At 72.9% G+C, this 23,826-nt stretch carries 20 protein-coding genes; 14 read left to right on the top strand and 6 right to left on the bottom strand.

The genetic code is table 11. The features are described from left to right. Nucleotides 1–2: 2 nt before the first annotated feature. From P2H44_RS03025 to P2H44_RS03010, 4 genes are all read right to left on the bottom strand, one after another. Nucleotides 3–1,295 carry a BCD family MFS transporter gene (locus tag P2H44_RS03025; protein ID WP_275761934.1) on the bottom strand — a complete coding sequence of 431 codons (1,293 nt, stop codon included), beginning with the start codon at nucleotides 1,293–1,295 and terminating at the stop codon, nucleotides 3–5. A gap of 30 nt (nucleotides 1,296–1,325) precedes the next feature. Then, entirely contained in the window at nucleotides 1,326–2,222 is an 897-nt protein-coding gene (gene chlG, locus P2H44_RS03020; protein WP_275761933.1) for a chlorophyll synthase ChlG, read from the bottom strand. Nucleotides 2,223–2,352: 130 nt separating this feature from the next. After that, on the bottom strand, nucleotides 2,353–3,765 hold the full coding sequence (ppsR, locus tag P2H44_RS03015) for a transcriptional regulator PpsR (RefSeq protein ID WP_275761932.1): 1,413 nt from the start codon (nucleotides 3,763–3,765) through the stop codon (nucleotides 2,353–2,355). A 49-nt stretch (nucleotides 3,766–3,814) separates the two neighbouring features. Continuing rightward, entirely contained in the window at nucleotides 3,815–4,729 is a 915-nt protein-coding gene (locus P2H44_RS03010) for a cobalamin B12-binding domain-containing protein (protein WP_275761931.1), read from the bottom strand. A 349-nt stretch (nucleotides 4,730–5,078) separates the two neighbouring features. Here P2H44_RS03010 and bchF point away from each other — a divergent pair, with 349 nt between their 5' ends. Genes bchF through hemA form a run of 14 tightly spaced genes read left to right on the top strand, consistent with a single transcriptional unit; the run spans nucleotide 5,079 to nucleotide 20,494 of the window. Continuing rightward, on the top strand, nucleotides 5,079–5,561 hold the full coding sequence (bchF, locus tag P2H44_RS03005; RefSeq protein ID WP_275762102.1) for a 2-vinyl bacteriochlorophyllide hydratase: 483 nt from the start codon (nucleotides 5,079–5,081) through the stop codon (nucleotides 5,559–5,561). After that, nucleotides 5,558–6,853 (top strand): ferredoxin:protochlorophyllide reductase (ATP-dependent) subunit N, encoded by a 1,296-nt coding sequence (locus P2H44_RS03000; protein WP_275761930.1) that lies wholly within the window; start codon nucleotides 5,558–5,560, stop codon nucleotides 6,851–6,853. Before bchF ends, P2H44_RS03000 begins: the two co-directional genes overlap by 4 nt. Next, on the top strand, nucleotides 6,850–8,400 hold the full coding sequence (gene bchB, locus P2H44_RS02995; RefSeq protein ID WP_275761929.1) for a ferredoxin:protochlorophyllide reductase (ATP-dependent) subunit B: 1,551 nt from the start codon (nucleotides 6,850–6,852) through the stop codon (nucleotides 8,398–8,400). The genes P2H44_RS03000 and bchB overlap by 4 nt, the downstream gene beginning before the upstream one ends. After that, the gene (locus P2H44_RS02990) at nucleotides 8,390–11,989 is read left to right on the top strand and encodes a magnesium chelatase subunit H (RefSeq protein WP_275761928.1); all 3,600 of its coding nucleotides are present in this window, start codon (nucleotides 8,390–8,392) and stop codon (nucleotides 11,987–11,989) included. The genes bchB and P2H44_RS02990 overlap by 11 nt, the downstream gene beginning before the upstream one ends. A gap of 10 nt (nucleotides 11,990–11,999) precedes the next feature. Then, entirely contained in the window at nucleotides 12,000–12,908 is a 909-nt protein-coding gene (gene bchL / locus P2H44_RS02985; protein ID WP_275761927.1) for a ferredoxin:protochlorophyllide reductase (ATP-dependent) iron-sulfur ATP-binding protein, read from the top strand. Beyond that, nucleotides 12,908–13,600 (top strand): magnesium protoporphyrin IX methyltransferase, encoded by a 693-nt coding sequence (gene bchM, locus P2H44_RS02980; RefSeq protein WP_275761926.1) that lies wholly within the window; start codon nucleotides 12,908–12,910, stop codon nucleotides 13,598–13,600. Before bchL ends, bchM begins: the two co-directional genes overlap by 1 nt. Continuing rightward, nucleotides 13,597–15,060, top strand: a complete 1,464-nt coding sequence (locus P2H44_RS02975) for an MFS transporter (protein ID WP_275761925.1) — start codon at nucleotides 13,597–13,599, stop codon at nucleotides 15,058–15,060. The genes bchM and P2H44_RS02975 overlap by 4 nt, the downstream gene beginning before the upstream one ends. A gap of 46 nt (nucleotides 15,061–15,106) precedes the next feature. Then, nucleotides 15,107–15,868, top strand: coding sequence for a photosynthetic reaction center subunit H (gene puhA, locus P2H44_RS02970; protein ID WP_275761924.1), 762 nt, complete (start codon nucleotides 15,107–15,109; stop codon nucleotides 15,866–15,868). 13 nt (nucleotides 15,869–15,881) lie between these two features. Further along, nucleotides 15,882–16,517 (top strand): photosynthetic complex putative assembly protein PuhB, encoded by a 636-nt coding sequence (gene puhB / locus P2H44_RS02965; protein WP_275761923.1) that lies wholly within the window; start codon nucleotides 15,882–15,884, stop codon nucleotides 16,515–16,517. 11 nt (nucleotides 16,518–16,528) lie between these two features. Beyond that, nucleotides 16,529–17,020, top strand: a complete 492-nt coding sequence (gene puhC, locus P2H44_RS02960; RefSeq protein WP_275761922.1) for a photosynthetic complex assembly protein PuhC — start codon at nucleotides 16,529–16,531, stop codon at nucleotides 17,018–17,020. Then, on the top strand, nucleotides 17,017–17,313 hold the full coding sequence (locus tag P2H44_RS02955) for a hypothetical protein (protein ID WP_275761921.1): 297 nt from the start codon (nucleotides 17,017–17,019) through the stop codon (nucleotides 17,311–17,313). Before puhC ends, P2H44_RS02955 begins: the two co-directional genes overlap by 4 nt. Continuing rightward, the gene (acsF, locus tag P2H44_RS02950; RefSeq protein WP_275761920.1) at nucleotides 17,310–18,434 is read left to right on the top strand and encodes a magnesium-protoporphyrin IX monomethyl ester (oxidative) cyclase; all 1,125 of its coding nucleotides are present in this window, start codon (nucleotides 17,310–17,312) and stop codon (nucleotides 18,432–18,434) included. The genes P2H44_RS02955 and acsF overlap by 4 nt, the downstream gene beginning before the upstream one ends. A 28-nt stretch (nucleotides 18,435–18,462) precedes the next feature. Next, entirely contained in the window at nucleotides 18,463–19,248 is a 786-nt protein-coding gene (gene puhE, locus P2H44_RS02945; protein ID WP_275761919.1) for a putative photosynthetic complex assembly protein PuhE, read from the top strand. A gap of 19 nt (nucleotides 19,249–19,267) precedes the next feature. Beyond that, complete coding sequence (gene hemA, locus P2H44_RS02940) at nucleotides 19,268–20,494, top strand: 5-aminolevulinate synthase (protein WP_275761918.1); 1,227 nt, start codon at nucleotides 19,268–19,270, stop codon at nucleotides 20,492–20,494. A gap of 176 nt (nucleotides 20,495–20,670) precedes the next feature. Here the strand turns inward: hemA and dxs are convergent, their stop codons facing one another. Continuing rightward, nucleotides 20,671–22,608 (bottom strand): 1-deoxy-D-xylulose-5-phosphate synthase, encoded by a 1,938-nt coding sequence (gene dxs, locus P2H44_RS02935; protein WP_275761917.1) that lies wholly within the window; start codon nucleotides 22,606–22,608, stop codon nucleotides 20,671–20,673. A gap of 118 nt (nucleotides 22,609–22,726) precedes the next feature. Next, nucleotides 22,727–23,821, bottom strand: a complete 1,095-nt coding sequence (gene pufC / locus P2H44_RS02930; RefSeq protein WP_275761916.1) for a photosynthetic reaction center cytochrome PufC — start codon at nucleotides 23,819–23,821, stop codon at nucleotides 22,727–22,729. Nucleotides 23,822–23,826: the final 5 nt, after the last annotated feature.

Below are 23,826 nucleotides of genomic sequence, written 5' to 3'. Positions count from 1 at the left end.
GGTCACTCTCCGGGGACGAGGGGGGCGGGAACGGGCGCGGGGCGCGCCTGCGCGACCGCCGCCATGGCGAGCCGCGCGGCGACCAGGAACAGGGCGGCTTCGAGGAGGAAGACGAGGCCGTAGGCCGAGGGCGTCGGCAGCGCGAGGCGCGCGAGGTCGACCAGCGCCGCGCCGGCGAAGCCGCCGACGCCCGCGGCCACGGCCTGCGCCGCGCCCCAGACGCCCATGCGCGCCCCGTCGCGGCCCTGCCGCCCCTCGCCGACGAGCTGCATCATCGAGCCGATGGCCGAGACCGCGAAGACCCCGTTGGCGAAGCCCAGCGCCACGACCGCGGGTGCCAGCGGCGCGCCGGGCCCCTGCGCGCCCATCGCCGCCACCGCGATCAGCGCCGCGGCGGAGGCGAGGCAGCCCCCGACCGTCCACAGCCTGAGCGAGCCCAGCCGGAAGCCGCTGACCGCGATCCCGACGGTGACCATGCCGGCGAAGACGCCCCCGTTCTGCATCCCCGCCAACGTGGTGGAGCGCCCGGGGGAGAAGCCGAAGACATGGCCGGCGTAGGGCTCGAGGATCAGCTCCTGCATGAAGTAGGCGACCATCGAGACGAAGACGAAGATGGTGAAGCGACGGGCCGGCGGCTCGGCCCAGATCTGGCGCAGCACCAGGGGGAGGGAGGGGCGCGCCTGGGCCGGATCGGGCCTCGCGGGCGCGCGCTCGAGCCCCCGTACCGCGAGGGCGGAGAGGAGGAAGGCCGCCGAGGTCGCGACCGCGACCACCGTGACCAGCCGGGCGTGGGAATAGGGCTCCAGCATCGCGCCGACGCCGCCGGCGGTCAGGGCGATGCCGGCGATCATCATCAGCCAGGTGATCGTCGCCGCCGCCGCCCGGCGCTGCGGCGCGACGGCCGAGGCGAGCAGCGCCAGCATCGAGGTGCCCGCGGCGCCCGCGCCCGCCCCGATCAGGGCGAAGGCCAGCGCGGCGAGGACCACGCCGGGCCCGGTCGACCAGGCCATCAGCGCCACCGCCAGCGCCGCCAGCGTCCCGCCCGCGGCCAGCGCCGCCATGCCCCGCAGGATCCACGGCGTGCGCCGCCCGCCCGCGTCGGACCGCCGGCCCCACTCGGGACGGGAGAGCTGCACGGCATAGTGCAGCCCCACCAGCAGCCCCGGCAGGGCGGCGGGCAGCGCGAGCTCCACCGCCATCACCCGGTTCAGCGTCGAGGTGGTCAGCACCACGACCGAGCCGATGGCCATCTGCACGAGGCCGAGCCGAACGATTCCAAGCCAGCCGAGGGTCATCGCGCCTCTCCGTTTCCGCGGACCCGGGCCTCAGCCCAGGCCCAGCCCCAGGGCGGCGGCCATCATGCCCAGCACGTAGGGCCCGACGCCGGCGCCGTTGAACCAGGGCGCCCGGCCGCGCGGGTCGCCCAGCATCCGGCGCATGGCGAAGGCCTGCACGACCAGCGCCAGCGCCACCGCCGCGGCCGACCAGGTCAGGCCCCAGGCGAGCAGCAGGCCCGCCACGACGACCTGCGGCGCGGCCATCGTCAGGCACAGCACCCGCGCCGCCCGCTCCGGCCCCAGCACCACCGGAAGGGAGCGGATGCCGAGCGCCCGGTCCCCCTCGATCGCCTTGAAATCGTTGATGGTCATGATCCCGTGCGCGCCCAGCGCATAGAGCAGGGCGACGCTCACCACTCGCCCGTCCGGCGCCGCCGCGGCCATCACCGCGGCGCCCGTGAACCAGGGCAGCCCCTCGTAGCAGAGCCCCACCAGCCCCGGCCCCCAGATGCCGGAGCGCTTCAGTCGGATCGGCTCCAGCGAATAGGCCCAGGCGCCGAGCACGGCCAGCGCCACGCCGCCGAAGCCCCAGGGGCCCAGCAGCCAGCCCAGCGCCAGCGCCAGCCCGCTCATCGCGACCGCGAGGGCCAGCGCCCAGGCGGGCGGCACGCGGCCCGAGGGGATCGGGCGCCCCGGCTCGTTGATCGCGTCGACGTGCCGGTCGCACCAGTCGTTCGCCGCCTGGCTCATCCCGCAGACCACGGGCCCCGCCAGCGCCGCGCCCAGCAGCAGCTCCGGCCAGCGCTCGCCCAGGGGCACGCCGGAGGAGACGACGCCGCACAGGTAGGCCCACATCGGCGGGAACCAGGTGACGGGCTTCAGCAGCTCCAGCATCGCGGAGGGCTGGGGGAGGCGACGAGGCTGTAAGGTTTGAGTTGCAGACATACTGTCAACTATACATGACAGTCGCCCACCTCAAAGCGGATTCTCGCCCCGCCGCTTTCGCCTGCCGCGCGCGCACGCCTTCGCACGCCAGGGCCTCGCCCCGGCGCGATCCCCGCGACGGCCGCCCGGCTCAGGCGTCGTCGCTGCGTCCGATGAGATTGTACTTGCGCAGCTTCACGTAGAGGCTCTGGCGCGAGAGGCCCAGCATCTCCGCCGCCGCGGCGCGGTTGTTGTTGGTCAGCTGCACCGCGGTCTCGATGCACATGCGCTCGACCACGTCGGCGGTGGCGGCCACCAGCTCCTTCAGGGGGGCCGAGCCGACGAGGTCGATGACGTTCTGCATCGCCTCCCCGTCGACCGAGGGTCCCGGCTCCCGCGCGCCAACGTGGCGGGAGAGATCCCGGATCACGAAGGCGAAGGCCAGCGGCTCCCGCCCCGAGAGGTGGGTGGTGGAGATGTCGACCGAGACCACCGCGCCGAAGCGGGTGCGCAGGCGGGTGCCGAAGCCCGACAGGCGCCCGGTGCGCATCGCCTGCTCGGTCATCACCGAGAGGTCGACGGCCGGGCGCTCCAGGAAATCGGCGAAGGACATGCCGCGCAGCTCGCGCGGGACGGCCACGTCGACGAGGTTCAGGAACGCCTCGTTCGCCGTCTCGATCCGCCCGGTCGCGTCGGTCAGCACGATGGCGTCGCCGCCCTTGTGGAACAGGTCGGCGAGCGCCGTGCCGAATTCCGAGGACACGCCCCCCGGCGCCTCTTCGGGGAACAGGCGGCACAGCAGCAGCGCCTCGCCCCCCGCCCGGAACAGCTGGGCGTCGACGGTCAGCGCGCGGAAGCCGCGGCGGCTGCGCACCGCCACGCTCTGCGGCTCGCCGGTCTCGACGGCGCGGTTGGCGGCGACGGCGAAGGCGTCGCGGCTGCGGTCCTCGAACTCGCTCGACAGCGCCGCGCCGTTCAGCCCGCCGCCGGAGACGCCCAGCAGCCGCTCGGCCGCGGGGTTGAGGTCGCGCACGCGCCCGCTCTCGGCCTCGACCAGGACCAGCGCCTCGCGCGAGGTCTCCAGCAGGACGCGGTAGCGGGTCTCGTATTCGCGGAATCGCTCGTAGTCCTGCTCCAGCGCCAGCTGCGCGCGCACCAGCTTGCGCTGCAGCTCGGCCATCGGACGCAGGTCGCGGCCCACCAGCAGGAAGCGCTGGTCGATGCGGAAGGCGATGTAGCGCATCGGCAGCTCGAGCGAGCCGTCGATGTGGTTGAGCTCGCGCGCCCGGCGCGGCCCGCCCGCGGCGGCCTCCGCCAACAGCTTGTCGAGCTTGGGGCGGCTCTCTTCCGTCAGCAGCGCTTCGAGGGGGCGGTCGCGCCAGTGCGACAGCTCGATCCGCTCCACCGCCCGGGTGTCCGCTCCGAGAAGGGCGCTGAGGACCCGCCGCTCGTCGTCGAGCACGAGCACCACGTCGCCAGCCGCGGAGAGCGCCATCGCGACGAGCTCGGATGGGAGGTCCGCAAGCGTGCGGAGGTCGCGCGAGGGCGATCCTGTGTGGCTCACGTACTCTTCTTCCATCCGAAAGGGCGGTATCTCGCCTTTCGGCAAGACTCTACCGATATGACATCGCAGCGCCCGCCTTTTCAAGTCGGCGCAGCGCTGACTTAATGTCCGATGCAAGACCGTCGGCGCCAATGGCCTCGGCGGCTTGCGGCTCGATCTCGACGATGGGTCCTCCCAGGATGATGGGGACGGAGGGCGCGACCACCCCCCGAAGACGTTCGACGGCGGTGGCCAGCGGGCTCAGCAGCCGGCGCGATCCGCAGGAGATTCCGACCAGCGCGAAAGGCCGCGCCTCCGCGGCCGAGACCAGCTCGTCCTCGGTCGAGCCGATCATCAGGTCGACCACGTAGCCTTCCTTGCGGAAGCGGCTGGCAGCGATGAAGGCGCCCAGCGTGTGCTCCTCCTCGCTCGGCACCCACAGCAGGACCGAGGCGGGGCGCTCGCCCGCGGCGGCGGGCTTGCTCTCGGCAGGCGGTTCGTTGGAGCGGGCGGTCTCCTCCAGCCGCGCGACGCCCAGCGCCACGTCGGTGAAGCCGATCTCGTCCTCCATCCATAACTCGCCCAGACGGCGAGCCGCGGCGGGGATCAGGCGGTTGAAGACCTCGCCCCCGTTCATGCCGAAGGCGCGGAAGCGGGACAGGACCCGGTGGCGCTGGCGATCGTCGTCCTGGATCAGGGCGATGCACAGCTCCTCGACGGTGGGGGCGTCGGCGGCGTATCCGCCGCGCGCGCGGCCGCTGCGCCCGACGGGCGTGCGGGGCGCATAGCGCCGGGCGAGCTCGGCGATGGCCGTCGCCGCCAGCGCGCGCGCGGCCCGCGCGGCGTTGATCGACTCCAGTTCCTTCGCAAGCTCCGCCTCGAATTTCGCGACCGATCTTTTCAGACCCGCCTCTGAGCGGACGTCGTCGGCGCCGGGGTCGGACCCGTCGTCCGCCGATGCGCCTTTCGTCAGTTTGCGGCCCATGGGACCCTCCCTGGCGCCCACCCACATCAGCGGCGATTCGCCGCGCGTCTTGCCGCGCTTGGGGGTGACGCATCTTCCAAAGCTTCGGCGAGTCGGCCAAGCGCTGTCAACAAATATTGACGACCATTTAACGCATCCTTGCCGTCAGAAACTTTATCCAGGGTAAAAACGCGCGATTAGCGCAATGAATCCCGAATGAAAGCGGATTCACGAAGGTTTCAAGCGTCAATTTTGCCCGTCATGTGTAAATTGAAATTGACACTCTGAGCGCCCGACCCCTACGCTTCGGCGACCTGCACCGCCTCGCAAGGAGATCCCGGTGGTCGCCTCGATCCAACGCTCCCGCGACATGACGCCTCCCCGGCCGCTCTATACGGCCGAGCAGCGGGCGCGTCGCGACGCGACCGTGTGGACGAAGGTCCAGGGGGTGCTGGCGATCGCCCAGTTCGCGGTGTTCCTGGTCTCCCTCTCCCTTGTGCTGCGCTGGACCCTGACGGGCGAGGGCTACGAGGCCGCGACCGTCTCGGTCGTCCTCAAGACCCTGACCCTCGCCGCGATCATGATCACCGGCTCGATCTGGGAGAAGGTGGTTTTCGGCCGCTGGCTGCTGGCCCCCGCCTTCTTCTGGGAGGACATGGTCAGCTTCGTCGTGATCGCCCTGCACGCGGCCTATGTCTCGGCGCTGCTGGGCGGCTGGCTGGCCCCGCAGGGACTGATCGCGCTGGCGCTGGTGGCCTACGCCGCCTATGCGCTGAACGCCGCCCAGTTCGTGCTCAAGTTGCGCGCCGCCCGCCTGCAGGGCGCGGCCTCCGGCCCGGGGGCCCTGGCATGAACCGCCCCCTCACGCCCCCGGCCGCCCCCGGCTGCTCCGACGCCCCGATCCTGCGCGAGCGCGGGCAGCGGGAGGTGTTCTGCGGCCTGACCTCGATCATCTGGCTGCACCGCCGGATGCAGGACGCGTTCTTCCTGGTGGTCGGCAGCCGCACCTGCGCCCACCTCCTCCAGTCCGCCGCCGGCGTGATGATCTTCGCCGAGCCCCGCTTCGGCACCGCGATCATGGAGGAGAAGGACCTCGCCGGCCTCGCCGACGCGAACGAGGAGCTGGACCGCGAGGTCGCTCGCCTGCTGGCGCGTCGCCCCGACATCCGCCGCCTGTTCCTGGTCGGCTCCTGCCCCTCGGAGGTCATCAAGCTGGACCTGAGCCGGGCGGCCGAGCGCCTCAGCGTGGCCCACGCGCCGCATGTCGAGGTGCTGAACTTCTCCGGCTCCGGCATCGAGACGACGTTCACCGAGGGCGAGGACGCCTGCCTCGCCGCCATGGTCCCGGCCCTGCCGGAGACGGACGAGACGCAACTCCTGATCGCCGGCGCCCTGCCCGACGTGGTCGAGGACCAGGCCCTGCGCCTGTTCTCGGAGATGGGCGTGGACGCGGTGCGCAGCCTGCCCGCCCGTCGCGCGGCCGAGGCCCCGGGCGTGGGCCCGAACACGCTGGTGCTGCTCGCCCAACCCTTCCTCGGCGCCACCGCCGCCGCGCTGGAGGCGCGCGGCGCCACGGTCCTGCGCGCGCCCTTCCCCTTCGGCGAGGAGGGCACGACCGCCTGGCTCGCCGCCGCGGCAGAGGCGCTGGACGTCTCCGCCGCCCGCTTCGCCGCCGCCACCGACGCCCCCCGCGCCCGGGCCCGCGCCGCCGTCGCCCGGGTGTCGGAGACCCTGCGCGGCCGCTCCCTGTTCCTGTTCCCCGACAGCCAGCTCGAGATCCCGCTGGCCCGGTTCCTCGCCCGCGAATGCGGGATGGTCCCGCTGGAGGTCGCCGCGCCCTACATCCACACGTCTCTGATGGCGCCCGAGCTGGCCCTGCTGCCGGCCGGCCCCGTCATCGCCGAAGGACAAGACGTCGATCTCCAGCTCGACCGCGCCCGCGCCGTCCGCCCCGACCTGACGGTCTGCGGCCTCGGCCTCGCTAATCCGCTGGAGGCGGAGGGGCTGGCGACCAAGTGGGCGATCGAGCTCGTGTTCTCGCCCATCCACCTCTACGAGCAGGCCGGCGACCTGGCGGAGCTCTTCGCCCGCCCCCTGCGCCGCCGCGCGATCCTGGGGGCCAAGGCGCCGGAGGCGGCGTCATGAAGCTCTCGCTCTGGACCTACGAGGGCCCGCCGCATGTCGGCGCGATGCGCATCGCCACGGGGATGGAGGGGCTGCACTACGTCCTCCACGCCCCCCAGGGCGACACCTACGCGGACCTGCTGTTCACCATGATCGAGCGGCGCGGCGCCCGCCCGCCGGTGACCTACACCACCTTCCAGGCGCAGGACCTCGGGGCCGACACCTCGACCCTCTTCAAGGACGCCTGCCTCGCGGCCTACGAGCGCTTCCGCCCCGAGGCGATGATCGTCGGCGCCTCCTGCACCGCCGAGCTGATCCAGGACGACCCCGGCGGCCTCGCCGAGGCGCTGGGCCTGCCGATCCCGGTCGTGGCGCTGGAGCTTCCCTCCTACCAGCGCAAGGAGACCTGGGGCGCGTCCGAGACCTTCTACCAGCTGGTCCGCCGCCTCGCCGTCCACCGTCCGCGCAGCGAGCGGCCGAGCTGCAACCTGCTGGGCCCGACCGCGCTGGGCTTTCGCCACCGCGACGACGTGGTCGAGATCACCCGCCTGCTGGAATCGATGGGCATCGCCGTCAACGTCGTGGCGCCGCTGGGCGCGCGCCCCTCGGACCTCGCGCGGCTGGGGGAGGCCTGGTTCAACGTCCCCCTCTACCCCGAGATCGCCGAGACCGCCTGCCGGTGGCTCGCGCGCGAGCTCGACCAGCCGATGACCACCACGCCCCCCTACGGCGCGGGCGCCACGCGGGAGTTCCTGGCCGAGGCCGCGGCGCTCGCCCGCGTGCCGGCCGCCTGGTCGGAGGACGGGCTGCGCCAGCCCTGGTGGGCGGCCTCGGTCGACAGCACCTACCTGACCGGCAAGCGGGTCTTCATCTTCGGCGAGGGGAACCGCGCCGTCTCCGCCGCCCGGGTGGCGGTCGAGGAGATGGGCTTCGAGCTCGTGGGCCTGGGCTGCTGGAACCGCGAGGCCGCCCGCGAGGTCCGCGCCTGCGCCCGCCGCCACGGGATCGAGCCGACCGTCTCCGACGACTATCTCGAGGTCGAGGCCGCGATCGCGGCGGCGGGGCCCGAGCTGATCCTCGGCGGCCAGATGGAGCGCCACGTCGCCAAGCGCCTGGGCATCCCCTGCGCGGTGATCTCCTCGCCCTTCCACGTGCAGGACCACCCGGCCCGCTTCTCCCCCCAGATGGGGTTCGAGGGGGCCAACGTCCTTTTCGACACCTGGATCCACCCGCTGGTGATGGGGCTCGAAGAGCACCTGCTGACCATGTTCCGGGATGATTTCGAGTTCCACGACGCCGCCGGGCCCTCCCACCTGGCGACGCATGGCGGTCCGCAATCCCCGGCGGACCGTGGCGCGGATCGCGTGTCCGCGCCCGCCGGGCCGGCCGCGGCCGGCCCGGCAGCAGGCGTCGGCTGGACCGCGGACGCCGAGCGGGAGCTGCGCAAGGTCCCCTTCTTCGTCCGCGCCAAGGCGCGCCGCAACACCGAGGCCTACGCGGCCGAGCGCGGGCTGGCCGCGATCGGCGTCGAGACGCTCTACGAGGCGAAGGCCCATCATGCCCGCTGACGCCCCGCCGATCCGCATCGCGCTCGTCACCATGGACCGGCATGTCGCCGGCCCCGCCGCGCGCGCCTCGGCCCGGCTGCGCCGCACCGCGCCCGGCCTGCGGCTGAGCGTGCACGCCGCCGCCGAATGGGCCGAGCGGCCCGAGACGCTGGCCGCCGCGAAGGCCGCCGTCGCGCAGGCCGACATCGTCATCGCCAACATGCTGTTCATCGACGAGCACGTGCAGGCGATCCTCCCGTCGCTGGAGGCGCGGCGCGACCAGTGCGACGCGATGATCTGCCTGCTGTCGGCGGGGGAGGTCGTGCGGCTGACCCGGATGGGCAAGCTCGACATGGCGAAGCCCGCCAGCGGGCTGACGGCGATGCTCAAGCGCCTGCGCGGCGCCTCGGCCGGCAAGAACCAGAGCGGCGCGCGCCAGATGGAGATGCTGCGCCGCCTGCCCCGCCTGCTGCGCTGGATCCCCGGCAAGGCGCAGGACCTGCGGGCCTATTTCCTGTCCATGCAATACTGGCTGGCGGGCTCGGACGAGAACGTGGCCGCGATGATCGGCTTCGTCGCCGCCCGCTACGCCCGCGGCCCCCGGGCCGAGGCCGCCGCCGCCCTGCCGGCGCCCGAGCCCGTCGCCTACCCCGAGACCGGCCTCTACCACCCCCGCCTCAAGGGCCGGGTGACCGAGGATCTCTCGGCCCTGCCCGCGCCTGACAAGCCCCGGGGAACGGTCGGGCTGATCCTGATGCGGGCCTATGTGCTCGCCGGCGACACCGCGCACTACGACGCCGTCATCGCGGCGCTGGAGGCCCGCGGCCTGAGGGTGATCCCCGCCTTCGCCTGCGGGCTGGACGGGCGCCCCGCCATCGACGCCTTCTTCCGCGGCCAGAAGGGTCCGCGGATCGACGCGCTGCTGTCGCTGACGGGCTTCTCGCTGGTGGGCGGGCCCGCCTACAACGACGGGGCGGCGGCCGAGGAGGCGCTCGCCGCCCTCGACGTGCCCTATGTCGCCGCCCACGCCGTGGAGTTCCAGACGCTGGACGCCTGGGCCGCGGGGCCGGGCCTGGGGCCGGTGGAGTCCACCATCCTCGTGGCCCTGCCCGAGCTCGACGGCGCCACGGGTCCGATGGTCTTCGGGGGCCGCGGGCTGGAGACGACCGCCGGCGGCATGGACGCCATCGGCGAGAACGCGATGCGCGCCGCGCCCGAGCGGGTGAACCGCCTCGCCGACCGCGTCGCCCGCCTCGCCGCGCTGCGCCGCTCCCGCACGGCTGAGCGCAAGGCGGCGATCGTCCTCTACGGCTTCCCGCCCAACGCCGGCGCGGTCGGCACGGCGGCGCATCTCTCGGTGTTCGAGAGCCTGCACAACGTCCTGCAGTCGATGAAGGCCGAGGGCTGGACGGTGGACCCGCCCGCCAGCGTCGAGGCGCTGCGCGAGGCGGTGCTCTCGGGCGGCGAGATCTACGGCCAGCCCGCCTCGATCCTCGCGCGTCTTTCGGCCGACGAGCTGGTCTCGCGCGAGCCGCACCTGCGCGAGATCGAGGCGCAGTGGGGCCCCGCCCCCGGCCGGCTGCAAAGCGACGGCGCCGGCGTGTTCGTTCTGGGCGCGCGCTTCGGCAACGTCGCGGTCTGCATCCAGCCGGCGCTGGGCTACGAAGGCGACCCGATGCGGCTGCTGTTCGAGAAGGGCTTCGCCCCGACCCACGCCTTCGCCGCCTTCTACCGCTGGATCCGCGAGGATTTCGGGGCCGACGTGGCGCTGCATTTCGGGATGCACGGCGCGCTGGAGTTCATGCCCGGCAAGCAGTGCGGCCTGGGCCCGGACTGCTGGCCCGACCGGCTGATCGGCGACCTGCCCAACGTCTATCTCTACGCCTCCAACAACCCCTCCGAAGGGACGCTGGCCAAGCGCCGCTCGGCCGCGACGCTGGTCACCCACCTGACGCCCCCGCTGGGGCGCGCGGGCCTCTACAAGGGCCTGGCCGAGCTGAAGGCGACGCTGGAGCGCTGGCGCGAGGGGGCGCAGGACGCGGCCGAGCGCGCCGAGCTCGCCCGCCTCCTCCAGACCCAGGCCGCCGCCCTCGACCTCTGCGCCGAGGACCCCGCCTGGAGCGAGCCCGAGCGCGACGCCTCCGCCCTCTGGCGGGACCTGCTGGAGATGGAGCGCGCGCTGATCCCCGACGGCCTGCACGTCGTCGGCCGCCCGCCCTCGCCCGAGGCCCGCGCCGGGATGCTGGCGGCGATGGCCGAGGCGGCCGAAGAGACCTCCGACCCCGAGACCCTCGCCACCGTCGAGCGTCTGCTGGGCGAGGATCACGAGACCCCCGCCCTGATGCGCGCGCTGGGCGGCCGCTTCGTGCGGCCGGCGCCGGGCGGGGACCTTCTGCGCAGCCCGCAGGTGCTGCCGACCGGGCGCAACATGCACGCCTTCGACCCGTTCCGCATGCCCACCGCCTTCGCGCTGCGCGAGGGCGCCCGCCAGGCCGACCGGCTGATCGCCCGCCACGTGGCAGACCACGGGACGCCGCCGCGCTCGGTCGCGCTGGTGCTGTGGGGCTCGGACAACATCAAGTCCGACGGCGGGCCCATCGGCCAGGCGCTGGCGCTGATGGGCGCGGCGCCCCGCGTCGACAGCTACGGGCGCAACTGCGGCGCCCGGCTGATCCCGCTCGAGGAGCTGGGCCGCCCGCGCATCGACGTGCTGATGACCCTCTCGGGCGTGTTCCGCGACCTGCTGCCGATCCAGACAAGGATGCTGGCCGAGGCCGCCTGGCTCGCCGCCTCCGCCGACGAACCCGAAGAGGCGAACGCCGTGCGCGCCCACGCGCTGGCCTACGCCGCCCGGATGGGCTGCGATCTGGAGACGGCGGCGCTGAGGGTGTTCTCGAACGCCGAGGGCGCCTACGGGGCCAACGTCAACCTGATGGTCGGCTCGGGCGGCTGGAACGACGAGGACGAGCTCGCCGACGCCTTCCAGTCCCGCAAGGGCTTCGCCTATGGCCGCGACGGGCGCGCCGCCGCCCAGCCCGCGGTGATGCAGGCGGCGCTGGCGGACGTGGAGTTGGCCTACCAGAACCTCGAGAGCGTCGAGCTCGGCGTCACCACCGTCGACCACTACTTCGACACGCTGGGCGGGGTCGGGCGCGCGGTGCGCCGGGCGCGCGGGGCGGAGACCCCGGTCTACATCGGCGACTCCACCACCGGGACCGGCAAGGTCCGCTCGCTCAGCGAGCAGGTGGCGCTGGAGACGCGGACCCGCGCCCTGAACCCCCGCTGGTACGAGCCCCTGCTCAAGCACGGCCACGAGGGCGTGCGCCAGATCGAGGCGCAGGTCACCAACACGCTGGGCTGGTCCGCCACCACCGGCCAGGTCGCCCCCTGGGTCTACCAGCGCCTGACCGAGACCTTCGTGCTGGACGAAGCCATGCGCCGCCGCCTGTCGGAGCTGAACCCGACCGCCGCCGCCCGCATGTCGAGCCGACTGCTGGAGGCGCAGGAACGCGCCTACTGGTCCCCCGACCCCGAAACCCTCGACGCCCTGCGCCACGGCGCGGAGGAGCTGGAAGACCGGCTCGAAGGCGTCGGGGTCGCCGCAGAATGAGGAGCCCGCGATGAGCCCGCTCGACCGCACCCCCCCGAGCCTGCGCCCCAGCAGTTTAAACGGGGACGGGGAAGGCTCCGTCCAGGTGCATCCCGACGCCGCCCTGAAGATCGAAGGCGCGAAGGTCTTCGCCGTCTACGGCAAGGGCGGCATCGGCAAGTCCACGACCTCGTCGAACCTCTCGGCCGCCTTCTCCAAGCTCGGCCGGCGGGTGCTGCAGATCGGCTGCGATCCCAAGCACGACTCGACCTTCACCCTGACCAAGAGCCTGGTCCCCACGGTGATCGACACCCTCAAGGAGGTCGACTTCCACGCCGAGGAGCTGCGCCCCGAGGATTTCGTCCACATCGGCTGGAACGGCGTGATGTGCGTCGAGGCCGGCGGCCCTCCCGCCGGCACCGGCTGCGGCGGCTACGTGGTGGGGCAGACGGTGAAGCTTCTGAAGCAGCACCACCTGCTCGAGGACACCGACGTGGTGATCTTCGACGTGCTGGGCGATGTCGTCTGCGGGGGCTTCGCCGCGCCGCTGATGCACGCCGACCGGGCGGTGGTGGTGACCGCGAACGACTTCGACTCGATCTACGCCATGAACCGCATCCTCGCGGCGGTGGAGGCGAAGTCGAAGAACTACCCCGTGCGGCTCGCGGGCTGCATCGCCAACCGCTCGAAGGACACCGACGAGGTCGACCGCTACTGCTCGACCGTCGGCTTCAAGCGGCTGGCGCATTTCCCCGACCTCGACGCCATCCGCCGCTCCCGCCTGAAGAAGTGCACGCTCTTCGAGATGGAGGGCGAGGACGTGGCGCTGGTGCAGGCCGAGTACATCCGGCTCGCCGAGTCGCTCTGGGCCGGAACCGATCCCCTGGCGCCCAAGCCCCTGGAGGATCGCGAGATCTTCGAATTGCTGGGGTTCGACTGATGGACGCCGCCTGGACCGAGACCCGCGACCGCCTGGCCGCCTATTTCGACCGCACCGCCTTCGAGGCCTGGGCGAAGCTCACCTCGGACGCGCCGGTCAGCCGGATCCGCGCCACGGTGCGCGCGGGCCGCGGGCGGATGCGCGCGGCCCTGCTGGCGGCGCTGCCGGCCGATCTCTCGGGGCGCCGGGTGCTCGACGCCGGCTGCGGGGTCGGGCAGCTCTCGCTCGAGGCGGCGCTGCGGGGCGCGCAGGTTCTGGGCGTCGACATCTCCGACAACCTGCTCTCGATCGCGCGGGGCCATGCGGCCGAGGCCGAGATCGAGGACGTCGCCTTCGTCGCCGGCGACATGCGCGACCCCGCCCATGGGCGCTTCGACCATGTCGTCGCCATGGACAGCCTGATCCACTACCGCTGCGCGGAGATCGTGGATGCGCTGGCCGCGCTCGCGCCGCGCACCGCGCGCTCGATCGTCTTCACCGTCGCCCCGCGCACGCCGCTGCTGAGCCTCATGCACGCCGCCGGCAAGGCCTTCCCGCGCGCCGACCGCGCCCCGGCCATCGTGCCGGTGAGCGCCCGGGCGCTCGCCCGCGCCGTCGCCGCCCGGCCGGAGCTGGCGGGCTGGAGCCTGCGCATCGGGCCGCGGATCTCGACCGGCTTCTACATCTCCCAGGCGATGGAGCTGCGGCGATGATCCGACGCCTGCTCTCCCGGACCCGGACCCGCAAGGCGGCGGCGGCCGAGCCGCATCCGCTGACCAAGTTCGGCCTCAGCCTGCTGCCCTTCGCCGACGCGGCCTCGGACGGGCTGCCGCTGAAGCGGCTGCTGCGGCTGTCGCTGTTCCAGGTCTCGGTAGGCATGGCGACGGTGATCCTTCTGGGCGCGCTGAACCGGGTGATGATCGTGGAGCTCGGCGTCGCGGCCTCGCTGGTCGCCGCCATGGCGGCGCTGCCGGTGCTGATCGCGCCGTTCCGGGCGCTGCTGGGCTTCCGCTCGGACACGTTCCGCTCGGCGCTGGGGTGGAAGCGCATTCCCTACCTGTGGTTCGGCTCGCTGTGGCAATTCGGCGGGCTCGCGATCATGCCCTTCGCGCTGCTGATCCTGTCGGGCGACAAGACCTGGGGGCCGGACTGGGCGGGCCATGTGGGCGCCGCGGCGGCCTTCGCGATGACCGGCGTGGGCCTGCACATGACCCAGACCGCGGGCCTCGCGCTCGCCGCCGACCAGGCGGACGAGGAGACGCGGCCCCGGGTGGTGGCGCTCCTCTACGTGATGCTGCTGGCGGGCATGGCGGTCTCGGCGCTGGTGCTGGGCTGGCTGCTGCGCGACTTCTCGGCCCTGCGGCTGATCCAGGTGGTGCAGGGGGCGGCGGTCGTCACCCTGGCGCTGAACGTCGTGGCCCTGTGGAAGCAGGAGGTCCTGCGCCCCATGGGCCGGGCCGAGCGCGAGGCGCCGCGCCCCCGCTTCGCCGACGCCTGGCGGGATTTCGCCGCCGGCGGCCAGGCGGGGCGGCTGCTGGCGGTCACCGCGCTCGGCGCCTGCGCCTTCTCGATGCAGGACATCCTGCTGGAACCCTATGGCGGCGAGGTGCTGGGCCTCTCCGTCTCCGCCACCACCACGCTGACCGCGCTCTGGGCGCTGGGGGCGCTGGCGGGCTTCGGCCTCGCCTCGCGCTGGCTGGGCGGGCGGCTGGGGGCCTGCGGGGTCGCGGCGCGGGGCGCCGCGGTCGGCATCCTCGCCTTCTGCTGCGTGATCTTCGCCGAGCCCGCGGGCCTCGACGCGCTGTTCTTCGCCGGCGCCGGCCTGATCGGCCTGGGCCTGGGCCTGTTCTCGGTCGCCACCCTGACCGAGGCGATGGCGATGGCCGCCGAGGGCGGCGCGGGCCTCGCGCTGGGCGCCTGGGGCGCCGCGCAGGCCACCGCCGCGGGCCTCGGCATCGCGCTGGGCGGCGTGATCCACGACCTGATCGGCGAGGCCGCCCTGTCCGGCGCGCTGGGCGAGGCGCTGACCACGCCCGCCACCGGCTACGCCGCCGTCTACAACCTCGAGATCGTGCTGCTGTTCGTCACCCTCATCGCCCTGGGTCCGCTCGCCGGACGGCGCCGCGGCGCCCGGCCCCCGACCCGCATGGGCCTCGCGGAGTTCCCGACGTGACCTCCGCCCCCTTCCGTTCCCAACCGCGCCGCAAGGAGACCTCGACATGACCGAGACCATCATCGGAACCGTGGATCTCGCCCTCGTGGCGCTCTACGCCTTCTGGATCTTCTTCGCCGCCCTGATCTGGTACCTGCAGCGCGAGAACATGCGCGAGGGCTACCCGCTGGTCGACGAAAGCGGCGCCCCCGCCGCCAACCAGGGCCCGTTCCCGGTGCCCTCGCCCAAGACCTTCCGCCTGCCCTTCGGCCGCGGCGAGGTCTCGGTCCCCGGCGACAACGGCGACAAGCGCGAGTTCGCGATGGGGCGGGAGTTCGAGTTCTCGGGCTACCCCTACGAGCCGACCGGCGATCCGCTGGCCGACGGCGTCGGCCCGGCCGCCTGGGCCGAGCGGCGCGACGTGCCCGAGCTCGACGGCCACGGCCTGCCCAAGATCGTGCCGATGCGCATGTGCGAGGGCTTCGCGGTGGCCGCCGGGCGCGACCCGCGCGGCCTGCCGGTGCTCTCGGGCGACGGGATCGAGGTGGGCCACGTCTCCGACGTCTGGGTCGACCGGCCCGAGCAGCTGGCCCGCTACCTGGAGATCGAGCTCTCGGGCGGAAACGGCCGGCGCCTGCTGCCGATGCCGCTCGCGCGGGTGCGCAAGGCGGGGGTGAAGATCCACGCCCTCTACGCCGCGCAGATCCCCGGCGTGCCGCAGACGAAGACCGACGCCGAGATCACCCTGCTCGAGGAGGACAAGATCTCCGCCTACTGGTGCGGCGGCAAGCTCTACGCCGACCCCGCCCGTCTCGAACCGCAGATCTGAGGGGGCGCGCGACATGACCCATGACGACTACCACGTCGAACCGATCCGCGGCCTTCCGGGCGTCCCGCCCGAGGGCGAACGGATCCTGTGGCAGGGCGCGCCCGACTGGCGGGCCCTGGCGCTGGAGGCGATGGGCCTGCGCTGGGTCATGGCCTATTTCGCCGCCCTGGCGGTGTGGCGGGTCGCGATCGACCTCGACCGCGACCCGGTGACCGGCCTGCAGGGCGCGGCCCTGTTCCTGGTGCTGGGGATCGCGGCCTGCGCGATCCTGGCGGGGATCGCCTGGGTGCTGGCCAAGGCGACCGTCTACACGATCACCACCCGGCGGGTGGCGATGCGCATCGGCGCCGCGCTGACCGTGACGCTGAACCTGCCCTATCGCTGGATCGGCGCGGTGGACCTGAAGCGCGGCCCCCTGGGGACCGGCGACCTGTCGCTGGCCCTGACCGGGTCGGACCGGATCTCCTACTTCGTCTGCTGGCCGCACGTGCGCCCCTGGCACATGCGCCGCACCCAGCCGACGCTGCGCTGCATCCCCCAGCCCGAGACCGTGGCCCGCCTCCTCGCCGAGGCCGCCGAGGCCCGGCTGGAGGAGCAGGCCTTCGAGGCGGCCGGCGCCCGCGCCCCCGCCGCCCTGGCCGCGGAATAGGAGCGCCCGCCATGCACGCCGCCCCCGCCCTGCACAGCGACGCCCGCGATCGGATCCCCAAGGGCCTGCTGCGCGCCATCGGCCTGATGGTGCTGCTGAGCCTGGTCATCGCCTCCTACGCGCGGCTGACCGGGGCCACGCCCGCGGCCACCCCGCCGGAGTCCCCGGTGGTGGCCGCGCGCGACATCGTCATCCTCTCGCAGCCCGACGGGGCGGCCCGCGTGCTCGACGGCGACGGCGCCCTGATCCTGGAGCGCGGCGCCGGCCAGGCCGGCTTCATCGCCGGCGTCGGGCGCGCCATGAACCGGGTGCGCACCGTCGACGGCGCCCCCGCGCTCGCCCCCGCCCGGCTGACGCTGCACGCCGACGGCAGCCTGCGCCTGATCGACCCCCAGACCGGCTGGCGGGTCGAGCTCAAAGCCTTCGGCAAGGACAACGAGGCCGCCTTCGCCGCCCTCCTGCCTCCGCCCGGCTCCGCCCAGACCAAGGGAGACCTGCAATGAGACTGCTGTCCAAACGACGCGAGACGGTGCCCTGCACGGTCGAGGTCTCGCACCGCTTCGAAAGCCTCCACGCCCATGTCCGCTTCAACGACGGCTCGGTCGTGCATCCCGGCGACGAGGTCATCGTCCACGGCGCCCCGGTCATGGCCCGCTGGGGCGAGGTGATCCGCGAGGACCGCCAGGCCACCATCACCCGCGCCAGCCTCGCCGAACGCCTGTGGACCCGCGCCACCGGCGACCTGGAGTTCATGGAACTGTGCGAGTTCAGCTTTTCCGAGGAGATCCGGCTATGAACGCCCGGCCCGAGTTCCATCCCGACAGCCCCGAGGCCGTCGCGGCCGGCATCGACGCCCGCGGCGCGCCGATCCCCGAGGGCTTCGACACCCAGGCGATGGCCACCGAGACCACGCTCCTGAACCCGCGCTTCTACACCACCGATTTCGACGAGATGGACCGCATCGACGTCTCCCCGGTGCGCGAGGAGTGGGACGCGCTGCTGGCCGAGATGAAGGCCGATCCGAACAAGCGCCACTTCAAGAAGACCGCCGACTGGGACGCGGTCGACTTCGAGGGCATGGAGCCGGAGCTGCGCAAGGAGCTGATCGACTTCCTCGTCTCCTCGCTGACCGCCGAGTTCTCGGGCTGCGTCCTGTACAAGGAGATGAAGCGGCGCGGGTCGAACCCCGACATCTGCGAGCTCTTCTCCTACATGTCGCGGGACGAGGCGCGCCACGCGGGCTTCATCAACGACGCGCTGCGCGAGGCCAACGTGGCGGTGAACCTGGGCTTCCTGACCCGGTCGAAGAAGTACACCTACTTCCGCCCGAAGTTCATCTACTACGCCACCTATCTCAGCGAGAAGATCGGCTACGCCCGCTACATCACCATCTTCCGCCACCTCGAGCGGCACCCCGAGAAGCGCTTCCACCCGATCTTCAAGTGGTTCGAGCAGTGGTGCAACGACGAGTTCCGCCACGGCGAGGCCTTCGCGCTCCTGATGCGCACCGACCCCAAGCTGACCTCGGGGGTCAACAAGCTCTGGATCCGGTTCTTCCTGGTGGCCGTCTTCGCCACCATGCATGTGCGCGACCACGCCCGGCCCGCCTTCCACGAGGCGCTGGGCGTCGACATCGACTGGTACGACGACCAGGTGTTCCGCCTGACGTCGGAGATCTCGCGGCAGGTGTTCCCGCTGGAGCTCGACCTCGACAATCCGCGCTGGCAGGCGGGGCTGACCCGGATGCGCGGGATCTTCGAGGATCTCGACGCCGCGCGGAAGCGGGGCGGGATCGGCGGCCGGATCGCGCGGGGCTGGCACTCCGCCCGCGCCGCCGCGACCTTCGCCGGCCTCTACCTGATCCCGGTCAAGCGCAACGCCCCGCCCGTCTCCAGCCGGCTCGAGCCGGCGTGGTGAGCGGCGCGGCGGAACGGGAGGCGGCGCGATGACGAGCGGATGGGCGGCGGCGGGCTTCGCGCTCTTCACCTGGTGGTTCTCCACCGGCCTGATCCTGCTGGTCGTCAACCGGGCCGAGCGGGGGCGCAGCGGAGCCCCCGCCCGGGCGGCGCTGTTCTCGCTGCCGGTGCTCGCGCTCGGCGCGGCGGGGGTGTTCCTCAGCCGCGACGACGGCTCCGCCGCCGGCGCCTACCACGCGTTCCTCTCGGCCATCGCCATCTGGGGCTGGATCGAGCTCGCCTTCCTCACCGGCGTCCTCACCGGCCCGGTGCTGCGCCCCTGCCCCGAGGACGTGCCGGAGTGGGAGCGCTTCGTGCGCGCCTGGGGCGTGATCGCCTATTCCGAGATGAGCCTCGTCGCCGCCCTCGCCGCCCTCTGGCTGCATCTCGAGGGCGCGGCCAACCCGGTCGCCTTCTGGACCTTCGCCACCCTCTTCGGCGCGCGGCTGACCGCGAAGCTGAACCTCTGGCTCGGCGTGCCGCACGTGCATGCCGAGATGCTGCCCCGACGCCTGTCGCATGTGGCGAGCCATTTTCGCATCCGCCGCCCCACCCCGTTCTTCGCCGTCTCGGTCACCCTGCTGACGCTGGCGGCGGGCGGCTGGATCTGGACGGCGGCCACGGCCGAGGCCCCGGTCGCCGCCGTCGGCGCGGCGCTCGTCGCCGCCCTCACCGCGCTGGCGCTCGTCGAGCACTGGCTGATGGTCGTTCCCATTCCCGATGGCGTCCTGTGGCGCTGGACCGAAGCCAGAGGCGCCCGCAAACCCGCGCCTTGAAGCCCCGAAAGGACCCGACATGGACCAGAAAACCCGGTTCGACTCCGCCTTTTCAGCGCAGCTCGACGCCTTGCGGGCCGAGGGCAACTACCGCTGGTTCGCCAACCTGGAACGCCATGCGGGCGACTTCCCCCGCGCCACCCGCCGCCATGAGGGCGGGCGCGACCATGTCACGGTCTGGTGCTCGAACGACTATCTCGGGATGGGCCAGAACCCGGCGGTGGCCGAGGCGATGAAGGCCGCGATCGACAGCTGCGGCGCGGGCGCCGGCGGCACCCGCAACATCTCGGGCACCAACGTCCACCACGTGGAGCTGGAGCGCGAGCTCGCCGACCTCCACGGCAAGGAGGCGGCGCTGCTGTTCACCTCCGGCTACGTCTCGAACTGGGCGACGCTGTCCACGCTGGGCGCCCGCCTGCCGGGCTGCGTGATCCTGTCGGATGCGCTGAACCACGCCTCGATGATCGAGGGCGTGCGCCATTCCCGCGCCGAGAAGCGGATCTGGAAGCACAACGACCTCGCCGACCTCGAGCGGCAGCTCGCCTCCGTCGAGCCCGGCCGCCCCAAGCTGATCGCCTTCGAGAGCGTCTATTCGATGGACGGCGACATCGCCCCGATCAAGGAGATCTGCGACCTCGCCGACCGCTACGGCGCGATGACCTACCTCGACGAGGTGCATGCCGTCGGCCTCTACGGCCCCCGCGGCGGGGGCGTGGCCGAGCGCGAGGGGCTGATGGACCGCATCACCATCATCGAGGGCACGCTGGGCAAGGCGTTCGGGGTGGTCGGCGGCTACATCGCGGCCTCGGCGGCGGTGTGCGATTTCGTGCGCAGCTTCGCCTCGGGCTTCATCTTCACCACCTCGCTGCCGCCGGCGGTGGCGGCGGGCGCCTGCGTCTCGATCCGCCACCTGAAGGAAAGCGACGCCGAGCGGCTGGCCCAGCGCCGAGCGGTGGCTATGCTGCGCGCGCGGCTGGACCGGCTGGGGATCCCGCACCTGCCCAACCCCTCCCACATCGTGCCGGTGATGGTGAAGGACCCGGTGAAGTGCAAGCTGCTCTCGGACATCCTGCTCGACGAGCACGGGATCTACGTGCAGCCGATCAACTACCCCACCGTGCCCAAGGGGACGGAGCGGCTGCGCTTCACGCCCTCGCCCCTGCACACCGAGGCCGACATCGACCGGCTCGCCTCCGCCCTCCACGGACTGTGGAGCCAGTGCGCGCTGGCCCGCGCCGCGGCCTGAGCGCGATCGCGCCCTCCCCGCGCGACGCGCCCCGGGCCTGCCCCGGGGCGGCCCGGTTGCGGCGGCTCCGCTTCTCTCCGCCGCTTCCGCCCAGGCCAGGGCGGCCCCCCCGCAGAACGAACCAGCGCCGCGTCCGGCCTCCCGGACGCGGCGCTGTTTTTCGCGCGGCGATGTCGTCAGGCGGTGGCCACCTCCATCGCCGCGTCCACGCCCAGCGCGGCGAGGGCGCCGGTGGCGATGTCGTCGGCGGTAAGCCCCGCCTCGGCGTACATCCGCTCGGGCGAGTCCTGGTCGATGAAGCGGTCGGGCAGCGTCAGGGTGCGGATGCACAGGCCGCGGTCCAGCGCGCCCTCGGCCGCCAGCAGGTGCAGGACATGGGCGCCGAAGCCGCCGGCGGCGCCTTCCTCGACCGTGATCAGGGCGGCGTGGTCGCGGGCAAGGCGCAGGATCAGCTCCCGGTCCAGGGGCTTGGCGAAGCGCGCGTCGGCGACGGTGCAGGTCAGGCCGCGGGCCTCCAGCGCCTGCGCCGCGGCCAGGCACTCGCCCAGCCGGCCGCCGAGCGACAGCAGCGCCACCGCCGAGCCCTCGCGCAGCACGCGCCCGCGGCCGATCTCGAGCGGCTCGGGAACCTCGGGGATCGCGACGCCCGTGCCGTTCCCGCGCGGATAGCGGAAGGCGATGGGACCGGAGTCGTGGACCGCGGCCGTGGCGACCATGCGCGCCAGCTCCGCCTCGTCGGCCGCGGCCATCACCGTGAAGTTGGGCAGCGTGCACAGGTAGGCGAGGTCGAAGGACCCCGCGTGCGTCGCCCCGTCCGCCCCCACCAGCCCCGCGCGGTCGAGCGCGAAGCGCACGGGCAGGTTCTGCAGCGCCACGTCGTGGACCACCTGGTCGTAGGCGCGTTGCAGGAAGGTCGAGTAGATCGCGCAGAACGGCTTCATCCCCGCCGCCGCCAGCCCGGCGGCGAAGGTCACCGCGTGCTGCTCGGCGATGCCGACGTCGAAGGCGCGCTCGGGGAACCGGGCCATGAGCTTGGAGATCCCGCTCCCCTCGGCCATCGCGGCGGTGATGCCCACCACCTTGGGGTCGGCGGCGGCGGCGCGGGTCAGCTGCTCGCCGAAGACGGCGGTGTAGCTGGGGGCGGCGGGCTTGCCCTTGGCCTGCTCGCCGCTGACCACGTCGAATTTGGTGACGCCGTGATACTTGTCCGCGCTCGACTCGGCGGGGGCGTAGCCCTTGCCCTTCACGGTCAGGCAGTGGATCAGCACCGGCCCGTCGGCCCGCGCCCGCGCCGTGCGCATCACCCGCAGGAGCTGGCCCATGTCATGCCCGTCGATCGGCCCGACGTAGGAGAAGCCCAGCTCCTCGAACAGCGTCCCGCCCAGCGCCGCGCCGCGCACCAGGTCGCGGGCGCGCCGGGCGCCCTCGCGCGCCGGGCCCGGCAGCAGGGCGGCGGCGCCCTCGGCCATCGCCTTCAGGTCGTGCAGGGGACCGGCGGCGTAGATGCGGGAGAGGTATTCGGAGAGCGCGCCGACGGGCGGCGAGATCGACATCTCGTTGTCGTTGAGGATCACGAAGAGGCGCTTGCCCAGCGCGCCGGCGTTGTTCATCGCCTCCCACGCCATACCGGCGCTCATCGCGCCGTCGCCGATCACCGCCACCACGTCGCCCACGCCCGGGGCCCCCAGGTCGCGGGCGGCCGCGAAGCCGAGGCCCGCGGAGATCGAGGTGGAGCTATGCGCGGCGCCGAACGGGTCGTAGTCGCTCTCGGCCCGCTTGGTGAAGCCGGACAGGCCGCCGCCCTGGCGCAGGGTGCGGATGCGGTCGCGCCGGCCGGTCAGGATCTTGTGCGGATAGCACTGGTGCCCGACGTCCCAGATGATCTTGTCGCGCGGCGCGTCGAAGACCGCGTGCAGCGCCACCGACAGCTCCACCACCCCCAATCCCGACCCCAGATGCCCCCCGGTGACCGACACGGCGGAGATCGTCTCCGCCCGCAGTTCGTCGGCCAGGCGCGTCAGCTCGGCGTCGCTCAGGGCCGAGAGGTCCGCGGGCCAGGGCGCGCGGTCCAGGTGCGGGGTGTGCGGGCGATGCGGCGGGGGGGTGGAGGTCATGGTCGCGCTCCCTTGCGATGCGTCGCGCGGGAGCGGGGTCCCGACGGGGCGGCGCGGGGCGGATGAGGGGGACGGGGAGGGCGGCCTGCGCCGCCCTCCCGCCGTCGTCGTCGGGCCGTCAGTCGTAGACCGGCTCGGCCGAGACCAGCTCGGGCCAGTCGCCGAGCATGCTCTGCCCCAGCAGGGGCTTGGTCGCGCCCTGGTGGCAGGTCAGGCAGTAGACCTTGGGCGCGTCGCCGAGCGGGCCGAGGCGATGCTCGGGCAGCAGCTCTGCGAGCGGGGCGACCCAGCTCTGGTTCACGTCCTGGACCATCGAGATGCCCATGGTGGCGGTGGTCCACTGGGGCGTCAGCTGGGTCGGGTCGTTCACCGCGCGGGTGTTGTGGCAGAAGGTGCAGTTCACGCCCAGGCTCTGGGTGAAATGCATCATCAGCGCGTAGGTCCGCTCGGTCTCCTTCATGCCGGGCAGGCCTGCGTTGTCGACCCGCGGCGCCTGGTCGTTGACCGCCACCAGCTCCCCGTCGAGGAGATAGGCCTCGATCGCGTTCGCCGGCAGCGAGGTGTAGTTGGTCAGCGACATCCCGCGGTTCTGGAAGGCGGCCGTGGGGCCCACCGTCTCGTTCACCGGCGGCAGCTTGGTCCACAGGTAGGGCGGCACGTTGTTGCCGCGGTGGCAGGTGTAGCAGGTGACGCCGGTCGGGGCGGTGTGGACCTCCCAGTCCTGGTTCAGCGCCCAGGTCATCTCGATCATCCGCCGGGCGACGGTCTTGGTGTAGACGTCGTCCGAGGCGAAGCCGTCCTCGGCGTGGCAGTAGGCGCAGCCCTCCTCGGGGGCCACCCACTCGGTGATGCCGGCCATCACGCGGTTGAAGTTGTCGACCGTGAGGTGACCCAGCACCTGCACGTTCTCATAGGCCTCGCCGGCGAGCATCGCGCCTTCCTCGACCGGCCAGGGCGCGTCCGAAGGCGGCAGGATGTTCACCGCCTCCAGCGCCATCAGCTTGCCGGGCGCGTCGATCTTGACCATGCCCGTGCCGCGGGGGCCGGTCTGCACCGCCTCCTTCTCCAGCGGGTTGCCCAGGATGACGATCGCCGCCGCGACGAACACCGCGCCGCCGAGGATCCCCGCGGGGAGCGCCGTCTTGACCAGGTCGAAGGGGCGCTTGCGGTTCCACTCGTCGAACCAGCGGAACTTGCCTGAGGGTCCGAACATCGCTC

This window comes from Albimonas marina, assembly GCF_029223255.1.
Lineage (GTDB): Bacteria > Pseudomonadota > Alphaproteobacteria > Rhodobacterales > Rhodobacteraceae > Albimonas.
Note: the sequence above shows the minus strand (reverse complement) of the source record. Positions and strands in the feature narration are given on the sequence as shown.

Coding starts and splice junctions, on each gene's coding strand:
- P2H44_RS03025 (WP_275761934.1), bottom strand. CDS start 1,295: ATGACCCTCGGCTGGCTTGGAATCGTTCGGCTCGGCCTCGTGCAGATG.
- chlG (WP_275761933.1), bottom strand. CDS start 2,222: ATGTCTGCAACTCAAACCTTACAGCCTCGTCGCCTCCCCCAGCCCTCC.
- P2H44_RS03010 (WP_275761931.1), bottom strand. CDS start 4,729: ATGGGCCGCAAACTGACGAAAGGCGCATCGGCGGACGACGGGTCCGAC.
- bchF (WP_275762102.1), top strand. CDS start 5,079: ATGACGCCTCCCCGGCCGCTCTATACGGCCGAGCAGCGGGCGCGTCGC.
- P2H44_RS03000 (WP_275761930.1), top strand. CDS start 5,558: ATGAACCGCCCCCTCACGCCCCCGGCCGCCCCCGGCTGCTCCGACGCC.
- bchB (WP_275761929.1), top strand. CDS start 6,850: ATGAAGCTCTCGCTCTGGACCTACGAGGGCCCGCCGCATGTCGGCGCG.
- P2H44_RS02990 (WP_275761928.1), top strand. CDS start 8,390: ATGCCCGCTGACGCCCCGCCGATCCGCATCGCGCTCGTCACCATGGAC.
- bchL (WP_275761927.1), top strand. CDS start 12,000: ATGAGCCCGCTCGACCGCACCCCCCCGAGCCTGCGCCCCAGCAGTTTA.
- bchM (WP_275761926.1), top strand. CDS start 12,908: ATGGACGCCGCCTGGACCGAGACCCGCGACCGCCTGGCCGCCTATTTC.
- P2H44_RS02975 (WP_275761925.1), top strand. CDS start 13,597: ATGATCCGACGCCTGCTCTCCCGGACCCGGACCCGCAAGGCGGCGGCG.
- puhA (WP_275761924.1), top strand. CDS start 15,107: ATGACCGAGACCATCATCGGAACCGTGGATCTCGCCCTCGTGGCGCTC.
- puhB (WP_275761923.1), top strand. CDS start 15,882: ATGACCCATGACGACTACCACGTCGAACCGATCCGCGGCCTTCCGGGC.
- puhC (WP_275761922.1), top strand. CDS start 16,529: ATGCACGCCGCCCCCGCCCTGCACAGCGACGCCCGCGATCGGATCCCC.
- P2H44_RS02955 (WP_275761921.1), top strand. CDS start 17,017: ATGAGACTGCTGTCCAAACGACGCGAGACGGTGCCCTGCACGGTCGAG.
- acsF (WP_275761920.1), top strand. CDS start 17,310: ATGAACGCCCGGCCCGAGTTCCATCCCGACAGCCCCGAGGCCGTCGCG.
- puhE (WP_275761919.1), top strand. CDS start 18,463: ATGACGAGCGGATGGGCGGCGGCGGGCTTCGCGCTCTTCACCTGGTGG.
- hemA (WP_275761918.1), top strand. CDS start 19,268: ATGGACCAGAAAACCCGGTTCGACTCCGCCTTTTCAGCGCAGCTCGAC.
- dxs (WP_275761917.1), bottom strand. CDS start 22,608: ATGACCTCCACCCCCCCGCCGCATCGCCCGCACACCCCGCACCTGGAC.
- pufC (WP_275761916.1), bottom strand. CDS start 23,821: ATGTTCGGACCCTCAGGCAAGTTCCGCTGGTTCGACGAGTGGAACCGC.